Source organism: Streptomyces rhizoryzae, assembly GCF_023155275.1.
In the GTDB taxonomy this organism is placed as follows: domain Bacteria; phylum Actinomycetota; class Actinomycetes; order Streptomycetales; family Streptomycetaceae; genus Streptomyces; species Streptomyces rhizoryzae.
In genome coordinates, this window is record NZ_JALMUV010000020.1 from 80708 (window position 1) to 98263 (window position 17556).

The 17556-nt window shown below is 70.8% G+C and carries 16 protein-coding genes; all 16 read left to right on the forward strand.

Going from position 1 to position 17556, the window contains the following annotated elements:
- Nucleotides 1-584 precede the first annotated feature (584 nt).
- The 16 genes from MUU72_RS17950 to MUU72_RS18025 all read left to right on the forward strand — a co-directional run bounded on the left by MUU72_RS17950 (nucleotide 585) and on the right by MUU72_RS18025 (nucleotide 17555).
- Nucleotides 585-2177 carry an AMP-binding protein gene (locus tag MUU72_RS17950; RefSeq protein ID WP_248014302.1) on the forward strand — a complete coding sequence of 531 codons (1593 nt, stop codon included), beginning with the start codon at nucleotides 585-587 and terminating at the stop codon, nucleotides 2175-2177.
- On the forward strand, nucleotides 2174-2425 hold the full coding sequence (locus MUU72_RS17955) for an acyl carrier protein (RefSeq protein ID WP_248014303.1): 252 nt from the start codon (nucleotides 2174-2176) through the stop codon (nucleotides 2423-2425). Before MUU72_RS17950 ends, MUU72_RS17955 begins: the two co-directional genes overlap by 4 nt.
- Nucleotides 2426-2437: 12 nt before the next feature.
- Nucleotides 2438-3394, forward strand: coding sequence for an amidohydrolase family protein (locus MUU72_RS17960; RefSeq protein ID WP_505016666.1), 957 nt, complete (start codon nucleotides 2438-2440; stop codon nucleotides 3392-3394).
- 113 nt (nucleotides 3395-3507) lie between these two features.
- Entirely contained in the window at nucleotides 3508-4413 is a 906-nt protein-coding gene (locus MUU72_RS17965) for a chlorinating enzyme (protein WP_248014305.1), read from the forward strand.
- The gene (locus MUU72_RS17970; protein WP_248014306.1) at nucleotides 4413-4730 is read left to right on the forward strand and encodes a hypothetical protein; all 318 of its coding nucleotides are present in this window, start codon (nucleotides 4413-4415) and stop codon (nucleotides 4728-4730) included. Before MUU72_RS17965 ends, MUU72_RS17970 begins: the two co-directional genes overlap by 1 nt.
- 73 nt (nucleotides 4731-4803) lie before the next feature.
- Nucleotides 4804-5730 carry a 3-oxoacyl-[acyl-carrier-protein] synthase III C-terminal domain-containing protein gene (locus MUU72_RS17975; protein WP_248014307.1) on the forward strand — a complete coding sequence of 309 codons (927 nt, stop codon included), beginning with the start codon at nucleotides 4804-4806 and terminating at the stop codon, nucleotides 5728-5730.
- A 45-nt stretch (nucleotides 5731-5775) separates the two neighbouring features.
- On the forward strand, nucleotides 5776-6231 hold the full coding sequence (locus MUU72_RS17980) for a GNAT family N-acetyltransferase (protein ID WP_248014308.1): 456 nt from the start codon (nucleotides 5776-5778) through the stop codon (nucleotides 6229-6231).
- Between the two features lie 18 nt (nucleotides 6232-6249).
- Nucleotides 6250-7209, forward strand: coding sequence for a hypothetical protein (locus tag MUU72_RS17985; RefSeq protein ID WP_248014309.1), 960 nt, complete (start codon nucleotides 6250-6252; stop codon nucleotides 7207-7209).
- Nucleotides 7206-8522, forward strand: a complete 1317-nt coding sequence (locus tag MUU72_RS17990; RefSeq protein WP_248014310.1) for a cation:proton antiporter domain-containing protein — start codon at nucleotides 7206-7208, stop codon at nucleotides 8520-8522. Before MUU72_RS17985 ends, MUU72_RS17990 begins: the two co-directional genes overlap by 4 nt.
- Nucleotides 8523-8787: 265 nt before the next feature.
- Entirely contained in the window at nucleotides 8788-10629 is a 1842-nt protein-coding gene (gene asnB / locus MUU72_RS17995; RefSeq protein WP_248014311.1) for an asparagine synthase (glutamine-hydrolyzing), read from the forward strand.
- 51 nt (nucleotides 10630-10680) lie between these two features.
- Nucleotides 10681-11556: a TauD/TfdA dioxygenase family protein gene (locus tag MUU72_RS18000; RefSeq protein ID WP_248014312.1), complete on the forward strand. Its 876-nt coding sequence runs from the start codon at nucleotides 10681-10683 to the stop codon at nucleotides 11554-11556.
- Entirely contained in the window at nucleotides 11553-13163 is a 1611-nt protein-coding gene (locus MUU72_RS18005; RefSeq protein WP_248014313.1) for a GMC family oxidoreductase, read from the forward strand. The genes MUU72_RS18000 and MUU72_RS18005 overlap by 4 nt, the downstream gene beginning before the upstream one ends.
- A 112-nt stretch (nucleotides 13164-13275) precedes the next feature.
- Nucleotides 13276-14661, forward strand: a complete 1386-nt coding sequence (locus MUU72_RS18010; protein WP_248014314.1) for a DUF8614 domain-containing protein — start codon at nucleotides 13276-13278, stop codon at nucleotides 14659-14661.
- Nucleotides 14662-14679: 18 nt separating this feature from the next.
- Entirely contained in the window at nucleotides 14680-15375 is a 696-nt protein-coding gene (locus MUU72_RS18015; RefSeq protein ID WP_248014315.1) for a class I SAM-dependent methyltransferase, read from the forward strand.
- A gap of 63 nt (nucleotides 15376-15438) precedes the next feature.
- Entirely contained in the window at nucleotides 15439-16728 is a 1290-nt protein-coding gene (locus MUU72_RS18020) for a diaminopimelate decarboxylase (RefSeq protein ID WP_248014316.1), read from the forward strand.
- Entirely contained in the window at nucleotides 16725-17555 is an 831-nt protein-coding gene (locus tag MUU72_RS18025) for a 2,3,4,5-tetrahydropyridine-2,6-dicarboxylate N-succinyltransferase (RefSeq protein ID WP_248014317.1), read from the forward strand. Before MUU72_RS18020 ends, MUU72_RS18025 begins: the two co-directional genes overlap by 4 nt.
- The last annotated feature ends 1 nt before the right edge of the window (nucleotide 17556 follow it).

A 17556-nucleotide genomic window follows, 5' to 3' on the forward strand; every position in this document is an offset into this window, starting at 1 on the left:
CGGTAACCACCGGGTCTCCCAGGGCCTTTGCGCTGGGCGCGCGGGGGCCGGCCGGCGGGTCGGGTGGCACGGACCGCGGCCGACTGCCGGTACGGTGGTGATCAGTTGCCCCCGCCGGGCGGCCGGCGGCAGCGGGCCGCGGCCGCACCCCAGGGCGGGAAATGCCGCTTATAGGCGATTTATTGCCGTACTTCCCTCGCGCATCAAGCTGCCATGCAGCTTGATGCTTCCCGCCACTGAACCCGCGGGTTCCGAATTCTGGCAGCCTGAAGCAGGTCAGTTCCGCACCGCCGAATACCAGGGAGCGGACGACCGGCATGACGAAAAAGGCCAGAAGAGAAAGTGTTTGGGGGGCGGGTGAACCACCTGAGCAAGGCCCCGGGAAACGGCCGGGCAGCGCAATTGGGCCGGGGTGACACGGGCTGGGGCCGCATGGTCGTCAACGCGGAGCGGGTGGCGGGCTGGAGGTGCCAGGCCGTGACCGGAACCAACGACACCGGCTGGGGCTGACCGGCTGACCGGTACCGCACCGGAACACAGCACAGGGACAACGGAACTCTCCGCGAAACGGCCAAGGATCACCATTGTCTATCAACGGTCTGCACCACAAACTGGCGGCACATCCGGACCGTCAGATGCGTTTCCTCGCCCTCGACGGAACCCTGGTCACCAAGAAGTTCTCCGCCGTCCACGCCGATGTGGAACGGACGATCTCGGAACTGCGCGCCAGCGGAATCGGCGCGGGCGACAAGGTCGGGATCCTGGGCCCGAACTCCTACGCGTGGGCCGTCGCCGATCTCGCACTCCTCGGACTGGAATGCGTCTCGGTGGCGCTGCCGGCCGAACGCGGGGAGCCGGTGGACGCCGCACACCTCTGTGCGCACTACGACCTCAGCGCCCTGCTGTTCTCCGCACCGCCGGCGGCCGGCACCGAACTCCCGCCCGAAGCGGCCGTGGTGGGGGAGCGGCCGATCACGCTCACGAAGCGCGCGGAAACCGGAAAGGCCCATCCGCGGCTGCCCGAGGAGGTGTTCTCCATTGCCTTCTCCTCCGGGACCTCCGGCACCAAAAAGGGCCTGCTGATGTCCAGGAAGGGTGTCGAGAACACCATTGTGACCTCCGGCCGGGCCTGGCGGATCCGCGAGGACGACAACATCCTCATCGTGATGCCGTTCTCCAACTTCCAGCAGCGGTACCTGCTCTACACTGCGGTCTGGTACGGCTGCGACGCCACCGTCGTCGCCCCGGAGCGCATGTTCCAGAAACTCCGGGAATTTGAGCCGACCATCATCCTCGGCCCGCCCTCCTTCTTCGAACTCGTCCACAACCGGGTGCACGCCGCGGACGAGAAGGAAAAGCTCCCGTACCATCTCGCGGCCGCCCTGCACGCCCTGGGCCCGGACCGGCTCACCCGCGGCATACGGTCCCGGCTGGGCCGGAAATGGACCGCCCTGTACGGCTCCCGGGTCCGCCTGATGCTCACCGGATCGGCACCGGTCCCACCGCGCACCGTGAAACTCTTCCAGCAACTCGGGGCACCGCTCTTCGAGGTGTACGGAAGTACCGAAATCGGCTGGATCGCCTTCAACCTGCCGGGCCGGCACCGCATCGGCTCCGCGGGCCGCCCGGTCGACGGAATCGACGTCACGGTGGCCGAGGACGGCGAGGTCGTGGTCACCACCGCGGCCCGGCAGGCCCTGGGATACGTCTTCGAAGGGGTGGAATCCCAGGAAACCGTTTTCCGGCCGGACGGCCGGGTCGCCACCGGGGACCTGGGGCGGTTCGACGCCGCCGGATTCCTCCGGCTCGTCGGCCGGAAGAAAAACGTCATCATCACCCGCAGCGGCGTCAAGATCAATCCCGAGGAACTGGAGGCGGACCTGGAGCAGAACTGCCCCATCGCCCGCGCGATCGTCCTGTCACCGGGCCAGGAAGGGCTGCTGACCTGCGTCGTCTGGCTCGACGACGCGCAGGCCGCGGAACCGGTGGCGGACGTGGAGGGCTACCTCGCCCAGGCGAATCGGCAGCGGGCCGCCTCGCACCGGATCACCGACGTGGTCTTCCGCCCGGCCGCGGAACTGACGGCGGAATCCGGTCTGCTCACCAGAAATCTCAAGGTCGACCGGAACGCGGTCGTCCGGACCATTCTTGCCGACAGCAAGCAGGTGGGAAAATGAACAAGGGCCCCGTGACCGATGAGGCGATCTGCCGGATCATCGGCAGCGTCATTCCCAAGGCGGCCGCCCAGGGCGGTGTCACGCCGGAGATGGATCTGCGGGCGGACCTCGGTATCGACTCGCTCGCCCTCATGAGCATCGTCTTCGTCCTGGAGGAACAGGTCGGCATCGACGCCTTCAGCAAGGTGGAGCAGTTCGTCGGCGCCGAAGCGGTATCCGACATCATCGACATCGTGCGGCAGAGCTGAAAGGCCCGGACCATGAGCAGTGCGCCGGAAATCATTGACTTCCATTGCCATATCGCCTCCGAAATGTGCTTCCCCCGCTCCTTCCAGAGCGGCGTCGTGGACAACATGACGGTGGCACTGGCGAGCCAGGGCCTGCCCGTGACCAAGGAGAAGGTCGCGAAGATGCACGCCGGCACGCTCCGCGACCCGCTCTGCGACGAACTGGTCAAGCAGATGGACGAGGCCGGGATCAAGGAATCGGTGCTCCTGGTACCGGACTTCACCTACGCCCTGAAGGACAGCACCCACACCATCGCCGAGATCATCGACCACCACAAAGAGGTCGTGGACCGGCACCCCGGACGGTTCCGGGTCCTGGTGGGCGTCGATCCCCGGTGGGGCAAGGACGGTATCGCCCTGTTCGAGAAGGCGATCGTCGACTACCGCTTCGACGGGATGAAGCTCTACCCGCCGTGCGGGTACAAGCTCTCCGACGACCTGCTGTACCCGTACTACGAGATCTGCGCCCAGTACGGCCTGCCGGTCCTGTCGCACATCGGCGCCACCTCCCCGGTCCTGGATTTCGAGATCGCCCAGCCGATCTTCGTCGACAAGGCCGCCAAGGACTTCCCCGGCGTCGATTTCGTGCTGGCGCACGGCAGCGTCCACTATCCGGACGAATGCGCGATGCTGTGCAACAACCGGCCCAACATCTATGTCGATGTGAGCGGTTACGAGGCGGCCGGCACCGCGGCGCTGAACACCTTGTTCCGCCGGGGCATCAACCACAAGATCCTCTTCGGTACGGACTGGCCGGTGTTCCGCCTCCAGGGCCGCCAGATCGACCTGGTGGAAAAGCTCACCAAAGAGGGTGCGTTCCCCGAGACCATGTCCGACGCGGACCGGGCGCTGTTCTTCCACAAGAACGCGGAACGGCTGCTGGGCAAGAACACACTCAAGTCGCCGCCGGCCGCGGCGGACCGCGGCTGATTTCTCGGCGGACGAGAACGCGCGGCCCCCCGCGCCTTCTCGCAGGGCAAGTGGCAGGAACACGCGCGCATCCGGTGCGTCATCCGAAGCGCTGACCGCAGAAAGGCACGAAAGTGACTGAGACCACGTCCTTGGGATTGACCGACGAGCAGGTGGAGTTCTTCCAGCAGAACGGCTTCGTCGGGCCGTTCGACCTCTACCCCTCGGAAGAGGCCCCGCTGCTGTGGAACCAGGCCATGATCGAAATGGTCATGTCCGAGAACAAGCCGCACGACTCCACCATCATCAACTACGACCGGCACCTGGACTGCAACACCCTCTCCGCGCACGTCAGCCGCCCGGAGATCGTCCACAAGCTGCGCAGCCTCATCGGCGACGACATCCTGTGCTGGAAGACCAACATCTTCCAGAAGGAGCCGGGCGCCACCGGCACCGGCTGGCACCAGGTCGAGACCTTCGTCGTCGGCGAGACCACCACCAGCTCCACGCCCTCCCTGAAGTACACCGAGGAGAGCCGGTACCTCACCCAGGAACTCACGGTGTGGACCGCGTTCTCCCCGGCCGCCAAGGAGAACGGCTGCCTGCGTTTCATCCCCGGCAGCCACAAGAAGTGGTACTACGACGAGAGCAAGTCCCTGACCCGGAACGTCGAGAGCAAGTCCCACGACTTCTTCGGCTACGACTACTCCGAGCTCAAGCTCGACAAGGACTGGGACCCGAGCCAGGAAGACGTCTTCGACATGGAGATGAAGCCCGGCCAGTTCGTCATCTTCCTCGCCAAGTGCATCCACGGCTCCCTGCCCAACGTCAGCGACACCACCCGGCTGGGCTTCGCCTCCCGGTACGTCTCGCCCTCGGTCAAGGTCTACGAGAACGTCGAGCAGCTCAGCGAGTTCGGCGACACCATCAGCCTCGACTACCACGGCAGCGTGCTGGTCTCCGGCGAGGACCGCTACGGCCACAACCGCCTCCACGAGAAGAACCTGAACGGCTTCCCGTTCAAGAAGGTCGGTCCGTGATGAGCGCCGTCCTTCGCACCGAACAGGAGCCCGCCGTGCCCGACGACGCCGAACTGCGCAAGTTCGCCGACTTCCTGGCCACCCAGCCGGCCGCCGCCGGCGTGACGTACGACGACGTCGCCCGGGCGAAGACCCGGGAAGAACTCGGCATCAGTTCGCTCAACATGATTCTGATCATCGCGAACTACATCAAGGAGCACACCGGCGGCACGGTGACGCTCAAGCCGGAATGGGTGTCCCGGCTCAACGACGTCGAGGGCATCGTCGCGGTCTTCCGGGAGATCGACCGGGAACACCGCACCGCGGCGTCCGCATAGCCCCCGGCCCGGCGGTCCGCCCGCTCCGGACCGCGACCGCCGGGCCCGCCCGCCCCTTTCCCGCGAGGAACGCATGACTTCTGCACAGGACCGCGTCAGCATCGGCTCGTTCGCCTGCGCCTTCGGCGATCGGGAACGCACCCCGCACGACATCCCGGACTTCGAGGCGCTGTGGCGGGCGGAGTCCCCGGACACCGATTTCGGCGCGATGGGCTGCGGCACCTTCCGGACGATGTCCGGACCGGTCACCGCGTACGCCACCGCGGCGCTCCGGCAGACGCTGCACGTCCACGCGGTCCCGGCCTCCGCGGTCGACCACGTCGTCTTCGCGACCAGCGACGCCGTCCTCGGCGCGCTCGGCCGTGACGCCGTGGTCGAGATCCTCACCGCCGCCGGCCTGACGGACAGCGTCCCGGTGCTGGTCTCCGGCCGGCAGTGCTGTAGTTCGCTGGCCGCGCTGGCCCACGGCTGGAGCCTCTTCGCCGACCCCGAGACCACCAACGTCGTCCTGGTCTCCCTGGACTTCACCCCCGACGACCGCGCCCGGGTCCGCTCGTTCGCCCTGTTCAGCGACGCGGTGGCGAGCTGCCTGATCAGCCGGGAGCACCCCGGCGACGTACGGCTGCTGGCCTCCGCCGCCGGCACCGACCCGGCGGGCCTGGCCGGCGAGGACTCCTTCGCGTCCCGGCAGCAGGTCGCCCGGGCCGCCCTGACCAAGGTCCTGCGCGCCGGCGGGCGGCGGCTCGACGAGGTCGCGAAGGTCTTCCCGACCAACCTCTACCAGCCGGTGACGCAGTTCAGCGCGATGGCCGCCGGGATCGACCGGGAGAAGCTGCACTTCACCGAGACGCTGCGCGCCTACGGGCACTGCGGCAACGCCGACTGGCTGATCAACCTCGCCGACTACCGGCAGCGGCGGGGCCTGCGCCCGGGGGAGACCTACCTCGCCCAGTCCTCGGCCCCCGGCTTCTCCGCCAGTGCCCTGCTCGCCGGGGTGTGACCGCACCCCGCACCCACTCCACCGACCCGAACGAAGGCAAGCGGAATGCACATCGTTGTCGACGACCTGTCCGGACCGGAGATCGCCGAATTCCTCGCAGCGCACGTGGCGGAAATGCGGCAGATCACCCCGCTGGAGAGCAAGCACGCCCTCGACCTCGACGGGCTGCGGCGGCCCGAGGTCACCTTCTGGTCCGTACGGGACGACGGCGCCCTGATCGGATGCGGCGCGGTCAAGCGCCTCGACGCCGGCCACGGCGAAATCAAATCGATGCGCACCGCACCCGCGCGCAAGCGGTCCGGAGTGGCCTCGCGGCTGCTGGCGCACATCGTCACCGAATCCCAGCGGATGGGCTACCGGCGGCTCAGCCTGGAAACCGGATCGACCGCATTCTTCGCCCCCGCACGCGCCCTGTACCAGAAATTCGGGTTCGACTACTGCGCGCCCTTCGCGGACTACCGCGAGGACCCCAACAGCGTCTTCATGACGCGCACCCTGTGACCGGAAAGGGCGTAGCACATGCAGGATGCCATCTACCCCTATGACCGGGAGCTGTACAGCCGGCTCTTCCTGAACTGCTCCCAGCGGCAGTCCTCGGTCATGCTCGCCGAGCGCACCCCGCACCTGCACCACCTCTTCCACCGCGGGCTGGTCAGCACCGACGCCGTACTCGACCAGGTCATCCGGCAGCAGCGGCCCAAATTCGACTTCGAGAGCGGGTACCTGGCGGCGGAGGACCTGGCCCGGATCGGATTCGTCCGGCAGGAATCGTCCTTCGAGACCTACGCCGAAGCCCGCCCGCTGCTCCTGGAAACGGTCCGCCGGGACGGCTACGCGATCATGGTGGGCGACGTCTACTACTGGCCGCACTGCCCCGAGTACCGCAGCAAGCACCTGACCCACACCCTCACCCTACGCGCACACCACGCCGACACCGGTGAGTGGTCGGTCATCGACGACAACCCGGCGAGCCTGCTGTGCACCTACCGCTATCCCGAGGACGTCATCGCCGCCGGTTTCGACCACGGTGAACTGCGCCGCGTCCGCCACTTCACCAGCCAGCCCTACGACGTCGCCGAGGCCGAGCGCGGCACCCGGGAGTCGTTCTCCGCGCTGCTGGCCGGCCATCGGGACAGTCACCGGCTGTTCGAGGACCTGCCCGACCTGCTGGCCTCGCCCTGGATCGCCCCCGAGCGGGCCATCGCCGCCCTGCACGACGCGTTCGCGCTCTACCAGGGCTCCCGCATCCTGCTCCGCGCCTACCTCGCGCCCACCGCCGCCGACCCGGAGGCCGCGGCGCTGGCCGGCCGGGCGGCGGGGCAGGCCGCCGCGGTGCAGAACCAGCTGCTGCTCGGCAGGGTGACCGGCACGGTGGACGCGACCGGTCTGCACAGTGCCGCCCGCGAAGTGAAGGAGACCGAGCAGAAGCTGGTGGATCTGCTGCGGACCCTCGACGGAGTGCGCCCGGGGGAGCGGTGACCGAACTCGATGTGGCGATGCTGCTGGCCGATATCGCCCTGATCCTGGTGATCGCCCGGGTCGCCGGCCGGATCGCCCAGGCACTCGGCCAGCCGGCCGTCCTCGGCGAGATCGTCGGCGGGCTGCTCGTCGGCCCCACGCTGTTCCACGGCGCCCTCGCGGCCACCCTCTTCCCGCCCGAGGTGCGGCCCTACCTCAGCGTGCCGGCCAACCTCGGCCTGGTGCTCTTCATGTTCGCCGTGGGGCTGGAGTGCGACTTCGGGCGGATCCGGGGCAGCGGGCGGATCGCGGCGGGCACCGTCCTCGGCTCCACCCTCGTCCCCCTCGCCCTCGGCGCGGCGCTCGCCTTCCACCTGCTCCGCGACCGGCATCCCGCCAGCCGCCCGGGCTTCGTGCTGTTCATCGCGGTCGCGGTGTCGGTCACGGCGTTCCCCGTGCTGGCCCGCATCCTGGCCGAACGGCGGATGAGCGGCACCTGGCTGGGCACCGTCGCCCTCTCGTCGGCGGCGGTCTGCGACCTCGCCGCCTGGTCCGCACTGGCCGTCGTCCAGGTCGTCGCCGGCGGCGGCCGCCAGGACCACTGGCAGGTCCTGCTGGTCGTCCCCTACGCGGTGGCGCTGTTCACCTGCGTGCGCCCGCTGCTGGAGCGGCTGCTGAGCCGGCGGGGACCGGACCGCATGATGTCCGCGGGCAACCTGGCGGTGGTGCTCACCGGCGCGCTGGTCTCCGCCGCGGTGACCCAGGCACTGGGTCTGCACTTCGTGCTCGGTGCGTTCCTCTTCGGCCTGGTCATGCCGCGCATGGAGGACGTCGGATTCCGCGCCGAACTCCTGCACCGCACGCAGTTCACCACCACGCTGCTGCTGCCGGTGTACTTCATCCTCGCCGGCCTCAACGTCGACCTCTCGCAGATCGGCTCCGCCGGCTGGTGGGACTTCGCGCTCATCATGGCCGTCGCGGTCACCGGCAAGTTCGCGGGCACCTGGCTCGGCGCCCGGTCCCAGGGCCTGCCGCCCCGGCGCGCGGCCCTGCTGGCCACCCTGATGAACACCCGCGGCCTGACCGAACTCATCGCGCTCGGCGTGGGGTTGGAGACCGGGCTGCTGGACCACCGGCTCTACTCGGTGATGGTCCTCATGGCCGTCGTCACCACCCTGATGACCGGGCCGCTCATCCGCTGTTTCGCCAGGCCGGAGGACAGCGCGGCGCCGGACGCGGACGAGGACCGCCCGCCGCGGGCCCCGGCCGGCCGCACCGGCCGGGGGAGCGCGGACCGGGCCGGCGCCCCCGCGGGCCGGGAAACCCTCTGGTGAGGACCGTTGTCTGAATTGCGGGGATGCGTCCGCCAGGCATCAAGCTGCACGGCAACTTGATGCTCCGCCGGGAACGACCCGTCGCGCAGCCCGGTCTGGCAACCTGATGCGCATCACCGCACGCGGCCGCGAACGGCCGCCGACGCGACGGACCCCCTCCCCGCGGCCCCGCCAGGGCGTCCCCCCGGCCGGGCCGCCCCCGGGCACGCAGCACTCCGGCACCAAGCCACTCGGAAACGACAGCAAGCACCTCGGAGGTGACCGCATGGGCGGCATGGTTGGCTGGCTCGACTACCGGCACGACCTGGGCGAACAGGGCCCCGTGGTCCACGCGATGACCGACACGATGCAGCACCGCGGCCCGGACACCAAGGACGTCTGGATCTCCCGCCACTTCGCGCTCGGCCACCGGGGCCTGCGCACCTCGGAAGCGCCGGACCGGGCCGAGCCCGCCCGCGTCGAGACCCCCGGCGGCACCCTGGCCGCCGCGCTCACCGGCGAGCTCTACAACACCGCCGAACTCCGCCGCGACATCGAGGCCGCCGGCGCCACCCCGCGCACCGGCGCCACCGCCGAACTCCTGGCGCACGCCTACCTGTTGTGGGGCAACGCCTTCATCACCCGGCTCAACGGCGCGTTCGCCCTCGCCCTCTGGGACGGCCGCACCCGCCGCCTCGTCCTCGCCCGCGACCGGATGGGCGTCAAACCGCTCTACTACACCACCTACCCCGGCGGCCTGCTCTTCGCCTCCGAACCCAAGGGCATCCTCGCCAACCCCCGCTTCACCGCCCGGCTGGACATCCAGAAACTGCCCCTGGTGCTCCAGCCCCGGCTCGCGCTGCCCGGCGAGACCCCGTTCGCCGGACTGCACGAGGTGCCGCCCGCCCACCTGCTCACCTTCTCCGAGGCCGGACCCGTCCAGGAGCGCTACTGGCAGCTCACCAGCCGCCCGCACCACGACTCCTTCGACGACACCGCGGCGCACGTCCGCGAACTGCTCGCGGACACCGTCGGCCGGCAGCTGGCCACCGGCGTCCCGGTGGGCGCGATGCTGTCCGGCGGCGTCGACTCGACCTCCGTCGCGGCCCTGGCCGTCCGGGCGCTGCGCGAACGGGACCCCGGCGCCGCGCTGGACACCTTCTGCGTGCAGTTCGAGAGCGACCCCGCGCACTTCGTGGCCACCGAACTCCGCCCGGACGTCGACGCCCCCTACGCCGCCGAGGCCGCCGCCCACATGGGCACCCGCCACCACACGCTGACCGCCTCGGTGCACGACCTCCTCGACGTCATCCCGGCCACCCGCCGGGCCCGGGACCTCCCCGGCTGGGGCCAGTTCGACGCGTCGATGTACCTGCTCTTCCGAGAGATGCGGCGGACCTGCACGGTCGCCCTGACCGGCGAGGCGGCGGACGAGGTCTTCGGCGGGTACCCCTATTTCTTCAAGCCCGAGGTCCTGCACCGCCACCACTTCCCCTGGCTCGGCCAGGGCCCGAAACTCTCCGACTACCTCTCGCCCGAGCTGACCGCCGCGATAGACCCGCGCGAGGACGAACGGGCCCGCTACGCCGAACTCCTCCGCCACGTCCCCCGGCTCGACGGCGAGGACCCGGTCAACGCCCGGATGCGGGAGATCTTCTACCTCGGGCTGTCCGGCCCGCTCGCCGTCATCCTGGACCGCAAGGAGCGGATGAGCATGTCCCTCGGCCTGGACGTGCGGGTGCCGTTCTGCGACCACCGGCTGGTCGAGTACGTCTGGAACGTCCCCTGGTCGGTCAAGTCGCACGGCGGCGTCAAGGGCCTGCTGAAGGCGGCCATGGGCGACCTGCTGCCGGCCGGCACCGTCAACCGCCGCAAGAGCGCCTACCCGCACGTCCAGAACCCGCAGTACGACCAGGGACTCATCCGCGAGGCCACCTGGATCGCGAACGACCCGCGCTCGCCGCTCGCCGCGCTCTTCGACACCGCGCGCCTGAACGACCTGATCCGGCAGATCGAGGCCCAGGAGATCCGCTCCGAACTCCCGGGCGGCTCCAACCAGGCGGCGCTGCTCATCCAGCTCGTCGAGATGCACCACTGGATCGCGGAATACCAGGTGGCGCTGGCCTGACCGGCACCGCTCACCTGACGCACTGTTGGCAGTTCAAGGGAGCCCCTCCTCATGCTCGAGCTCGTCCCCCTCACCGACGGCATCGGCACGGAAGTCCGCGGTATCGACGTCACCGGCGACCTCTCCGACCGGGACTTCGAGCGCATCCTCCGCGCCTGGACCGACACCACCATCCTGCTCTTCCGCGGCCAGCGGATGACCCCGGAGCAGCACATCGCCTTCACCCGGCGGTTCGGGGAGGTCTACACCTACACCCGCTCGCAGTTCAACCACGCCGACCACCCGGAAATCCTGATCCTGTCCAACATCACCCGGGACGGGAAGCCGATCGGCTCCGCCTACAGCGGCCGCGTCTGGCACAGCGACGGCCACTACCTCGCCAACCCGCCCATCGGCTCCATGCTCTACGCCCTCGAAACGCCGCCGACCGGCGGCGACACGTGGTTCGGCAACATGATCGCCGCCTACGAGGCGCTGCCGGCGCGCGTCCAGGAGCGCATCGAGGACCTCAAGGTCATCATCAGCCGGGTCCAGTCCCGGCCCTACAACTACCCCGACCGGCCGGCCCCGACCGCCCAGGAGATCGCCGAGTGGCCGGACGTCGCCCAGCCGCTCGTCCGGGTGCACGAGGTCAGCGGACGCAAGGCGCTCTACGCCGGCGGCAACGTGCCCTGGCGCATCGAGGGCATGCCCCCCGAGGAGAGCGCACCGCTGATCACCTTCCTCCAGGAGTTCGCCGTCCAGCCCCGCTTCACCTACCGCCACCGCTGGCAGCCCGGCGACATCATCCTGTGGGACAACCGCAGCGCCATGCACCGCGCCACCTACTACGACCACGTCGCCCACCGGCGGCTGATGCACCGCACCACGCTCTCCGCCCCGCAGCCCGCCACCGCCGGGCCGACCGCGGGAGCCGCCCGGTCATGAGGACCCACGACTACATCATCGTCGGCTCCGGCGCCGCCGGCTCCGTCCTGGCCGGCCGGCTCACCGAGAACCCCGCCATCAGCGTGCTGCTGCTGGAGTCCGGCCGGGAGCGCCGCAGCCCGCTGCTGACCATCCCCGCCGCCGAGACCGTCCTGATGGGCAACCCCGCCTACGACTGGTGCTTCGAGACCGACGCCGACCCCACCATCGAAGGCCGCAGCCTCAGCATCCCGCGCGGCCGGCTGCTCGGCGGCTCCAACGCCATCAACGGCATGATCTTCGTCCGCGGCCAGCGCGAGGACTACGACGACTGGGAGCGCCTGGGCAACCCCGGCTGGTCCTGGGACGGCGTCCTGCCCTACTTCAAGAGCATGGAACGCGCCCCGCAGCTCGGCGGCGGCACCCGCGGCCGCACCGGCCCGATCTCGGTCGGCCTGCCCCGCGACCGCGACGAACTGTGCGACGCGTTCCTGACCGCCGCCGGCAAGGCCGGCTACCCGGAGAACCCCGACTACAACTCCGGCGACCAGGAAGGCTTCGGCTACTACCAGGTCAACCACGAGGGCGGGCGCCGCTCCTCGGCCGGCCGCACCTACCTCAGGGACGCCCGCCGCCGCCCCAACCTCACCCTCGTCACCGACGCCCACGTCGGCACCCTCCGCTTCGACGGCACCCGCTGCGTCGGCGTGACCTTCCGCCACAACGGCACCGAACACCGGGCGGACTGCCGCCGGGAGGTCATCGTCAGCGCCGGGGCGGTCCAGTCACCGCAGCTGCTGGAGCTGTCCGGCATCGGCTCCGCCGAGGTGCTCGCCGGCGCCGGCGTCCCCGTCGTCCACCACCTCCCCGGCGTCGGCGAGAACTTCCAGGACCACTTCGCCGCCCGGCTGCGCTGGCGGGTACGGCAGCCCATCACCTTCAACGAGCGCTCCCGCGGCCTGGGCCTGCTCCGCGAGGTCGTCCGGTACGCCCGCACCCGGCACGGCCTGCTCAGCCTCCCCATCGCCCTGGGCTTCGGCTTCCTGCGCACCTCGGACGCCGAGCAGCGCCCCGACATCCAGTTCCACTTCGCCCCGGCCAGCTACGGCGAGGGCGCCAGCCGACGGCTGGACACCGCCCCCGGCATGACCCTCGGCGTCTACCCGCTGCGCCCGGAATCCCGCGGCAGCATCCACATCCGCTCCCGCAACCCGCTCACCGCCCCGGCCATCCGCCCCCGCTTCCTCGACGCCGAGGCCGACCGGACCCGCCTCGTCGCGGGCATGCGGCTGGCCCGCACCATCGTGGAGCAGCCCGCCCTCGACCCCTACCGGGCCGCCGAGCTGGTGCCCGGCGCGGACGTCCGGACCGACGACGAACTCCTCGCCTACGCCCGCGCCCACGGCGACACCTCCTACCACCCGGTCGGCACCTGCCGGATGGGCGACGACCCGATGGCGGTGGTCGACGCCCGCCTGCGGGTGCGCGGCGTGCACGGCCTGCGCGTCATCGACGCCTCCGTCATGCCGGTCATCGTCTCCGGCAACACCAACGCCGCCAGCATGATGATCGGCGAGAAGGGCGCGGCGATGGTCCTGGAGGACCACCGCACCAGCACCCGCGGATGAACCGCCGCAGCCCGCGGCCCGCAGCCCGTACACCCCCGCCGCCGCGCCGCCGCGCGCACCGGCGGAACGGCACAGCCGGACTTCCCACCCGTATGCCGGAACGGACCCTCACATGACCGAAAAGCTCACGGCCGACCGCTTCGACTACCCCACCAACCTCGCCAAGGCAGGCACGTACCGCACCCACCGCAGCGCGTTCTGGCCGCCCGCCGGCCACTACCGGCTCGCCTGCCTGGACCTCGCCGGGGACACCCCCGACCTCGGCGACGGATTCCGCCGCGACCTGGCCGCCCTCAAGTCCGCCGTCGAGGCGGAATGGCAGCGCGTCAAGGACCACGGCGTCCCCGCCCGCCGGCGCTTCAACGAGCCCCGGCCCACCGCCGAGGCCCTGCGCGCCCTCGCCGGCCACCTGCCCGGCGACGCCGACCGCCGCGCCCTGGAGCTCCGCGCCAACGCCGTCGAGCACGGCTACGACGACGCCATCCTCAAGGAACTCGCCGCGCTGAAGGAGGAGTTCACCGTCGTGGCCGGCCAGCTCTCCACCTGGTACGGCAAGGAGGTCAAGGGCCTGCCGACGGCCTTCGCCTGCCGCGCCGACCGGGCCGGCCAGGACCTGGTGGACCGCGCCCTGACCCACGCCGACGACGTCACCGCCTACCTCCGCGGCCTGCACCCCGCCCTCCGCCTCGGCGACCTGCCGGCCTTCGGCGCGGCCCGGCTGTTCTTCATGGCCGGCGAGGGGAACCTCCACCCCAAGCACATCGCCTACTTCCTCCCCGAGGACGAAGGCGTGAAGCACTCCCCGTTCAAGAAGACCTACTACTTCCGCAACGCCCACCGCGCCCTGCTGGAGTCCGTCTCCGCACCGCTGGCCGCCGCCCACCTCTCCGGCGACCGCACCTTCGACCCGGCCGGTGCGCGCTTCGCGGCCATCCCGCTGCTCGGCGTCCTCAGCCACGAACTCGGGCACTTCGTCCACCGCCCGGGACACGACTTCAAGGACCTCAACGCCGCCGACCGCTGGGCCTCGGTCGTCCTCCAGGAAACCGCCGCCGACGTCTTCGGCATCCTCGCCCTCGCCGACGTCTGGGCCGAACCCCTCGGCCTCGACCCGGCCGACGTCATCGCCTACTACCTGGCTGAGTGCCTGCGCTACACCGACCGCGGCCTGGGGCACTTCCCCGACAGCGACGGGATGTTCCTCCAGCTGTCGTACTTCGTGCAGCTGGGCGCGCTCACCCTCGAGACCGGGCCCGGCGGGCCCCGCCTGACCGGCGACTCCCAGACCGTCCTGGCAGGGCTGCGCTCCCTGGCCAGGGTCCTGGCCGACTCCCTGCTCGCCGGCACCGCCGAGCCCGCGACCGCCCTGCACCGCACCTTCGGCCCGGCGACCCCGGAGCCGCTCGCCCCCCTGGTCGACGCCCTGCGCACGGCACCGTTCGCGTCCGTCGAATACACCCAGGAGCACCTCCACCTCCCCCGCAACGCGGCTGTCTGAACAAGGAGGCACCACACGATGATGCAGACCAAGCAGAACCTCGACCGGGTCCGGGAGTACTACACCGCCGAGCGCCAGGTCGGCGAGGAAGCCACCAGCATCTACGCCATCTGGGAGAAGGGCGGGGCGTTCAACGACTCCATCACCCCCTCCACCTACGTCCCCGAATACCGCTCCCACATGGCGCTCAAGCTGCTGTCGCTGACCTCCGACGGCTCCACCGTCTTCTCCCTCGGCTGCGGCAACGCCGCCGTGGAGGGCGTCCTGTCCAACCTCAACCGCTCGGTGCGCGCCATCGACTGCAACGAGGAAGCCGTCCAGCTGGCCCGGCAGAAGGGTGTGGACGCCGGCACCGCCGACTACTTCAGCCTGCTCCCCGCCGACGTGGCCGGTGCCGAGGCCCTCTACGCCGACGGCTTCCTCGGCCACCTCTTCGACGCCGAGGAGGAGATCAAGCCCGCCCTCGGCAAACTCGCCGACCTCGAACTGGCCTCCGGCACCCACCTGGTGTTCTCCAACGACGCCCCGCGCGACCCCGCGGCGGCCTTCGCCCCCCACGAGAAGGTCCAGGACTTCTGGTTCATCGCCAAGGACTACCTCCAGGACCAGCTCGTCGCCCACGGCTTCCTGCCCGTGGAGAGCTACTACTTCCCCTACCTGCGGCCGCTCAGCGGCATGCGCAACCGCACCGTCTGCGTCGTCCGCGTCCCGTAGCGGCCCGCGCCCACCGCGACCGCCCGCACCCACCCGCCCACCGAGGAGCAGAGAGGGGGAGACGTGCCCGTACAAGAGGGGTTCGCGCAACGGCTGCTGCCGGTGCTCGAAGAGCTCGTGGCCGGCTACGGCACTCCGTTCCACATCTACGACGCCCGCGGGATCACCGAGACCCACCGCGCGATGACCGCGGCCTTCGGCGAGGAGCCCTTCCGGCAGCACTTCGCGGTCAAGGCCCTCCCCAACCCCGCGGTCCTGTCGCTGCTGCTCGCCGAGGGCAGCGGCCTGGACTGCGCCTCGCCCGTCGAGCTGGAACTCGCCGCCCGGCTCGGCGCGCGCGGCGAGGACGTGGTGTTCACCTCCAACAACACTGCGAGCTGGGAATACGACCTGGCGCTCAAGGCCGGCGCGCTGATCACCTTCGACGACCGGACGATCTTCGACCGGGCCGATCCGCTCCCCGAGACCGTCGCCTTCCGGGTCTCCCCGCACGGCCTGGCCGCCGGCTCGGCCCTGATGGGCGACGCCGCGCACACCAAATTCGGCGTCCCCGCCGGCGAACTGGCCGACGCCTACCGCGCGGCCCGGCACCGCGGCGCCACCCGCTTCGGCATCCACGGCATGATCTGCGCCAACGAACTGGACGTCACCCGCGCCGCCCGGGCCGCCGTGGACGTGATCGAACTGGGCGCCGCGGTCGCCGCCCAGGCCGGGATCACCCTCGACTACGTCAACATCGGCGGCGGCCTGGGCATCCCGTACCGCCCCGGCGAAGCCCCCCTGGACTTCACGGAGTTCGCCCGCGCCGTCCTCGACGCCCGCCGCCGCTGCTTCCCCGCCGGCCCCGCCCCCCGCATCCTCATGGAGTGCGGCCGCTACGTCACCGGCCCGCACGGCGTCCTGGTGACCCGGGTCATCAACCGCGCCCGCAAGGGCCGGGAGATCGTCGGCGTGGACGCCTCGATGTCCGCGCTGATGCGCCCCGGCTTCTACGGCGCCTACCACCACGTGAGCCTGCCGTTCGCCACCGGCCGCCCGGAAGGCACCTTCGACGTGGTCGGCGCGCTCTGCGAGAACATGGACAAGTTCGCCGTGGACCGGACCCTGCCCGAGCCCCGCGACGGCGACCTCCTCCTCGTCCACGACACCGGCGCCCACGGCCACGCCATGGGCTTCACCTACAACGGCCGCCTCCGTCCGGCCGAACTGCTGCTCACCGCCGACGGCGACATCACCGAGATCCGGCGGGCCGAGGAGTTCGCGGACTACGTCGCGACCGCCCGGTGGCAGCCCGAACCGATCCTCCGCGCGGCGTCCGCGCACACCGCACAGAAAGCAGGCAACCCACGGTGACCAGTGACCAGAACCGGGCGCTGATCGAGGACCTCTTCGCGCGCCGCGCCGACCTGACCGAAGCGGACCTGCGCGCGGCCGCCCCGCACGTCGCGGCCGGGATGGCCGCCCTGGACCGCGGCGAACTCCGCGCCGCCCGCCCCCAGGACGGCGACTGGGTGGTGGACACCTACGTCAAGAAGCTCATCCTGCTCTCCTTCCGCACGCAGCACAACGTCCCCGCCCGGTCCGGCGCCGGCCGGCCCGCCAGCTACGACAAGGTGCCGCTGAAGTTCGAGGACTGGCAGGAGCCGGACTTCGAGAAGGCCCGGGTCCGGGTCGTCCCCGGCGCCGTGGTCCGGCACGGCGCCCATGTCGCGCCCGGCGCGGTCCTGATGCCCTCGTTCGTCAACGTCGGCGCCTACGTCGGCGCCGGCACCATGATCGACACCTGGGCGACGGTCGGCTCCTGCGCGCAGATCGGCGAACGCTGCCACATCTCCGGCGGCGCCGGCATCGGCGGCGTACTGGAACCGATCGGCGACGACCCCGTCATCATCGAGGACGACGTCTTCGTCGGCGCGCGCAGCGAGGTCGCCGAGGGCGTCCGCGTCCGCCGCGGCGCGGTCCTGGGCATGGGCGTCTTCCTCGGCCGCTCCACCCCCCTCGTCGACCGGGCCACCGGCGAGGTCACCTACGGCGAGGTCCCCGAGAACGCCGTGGTCGTCGCCGGCAGCCGCACCGACCCCCGCCGGCCCGGCCTCTCGCTCTACGCCGGGGTCATCGTCAAATACGCCGACGACCGGACCCGCGGCAAGACCGCGCTGAACGACCTCGTCCGGGACTGAC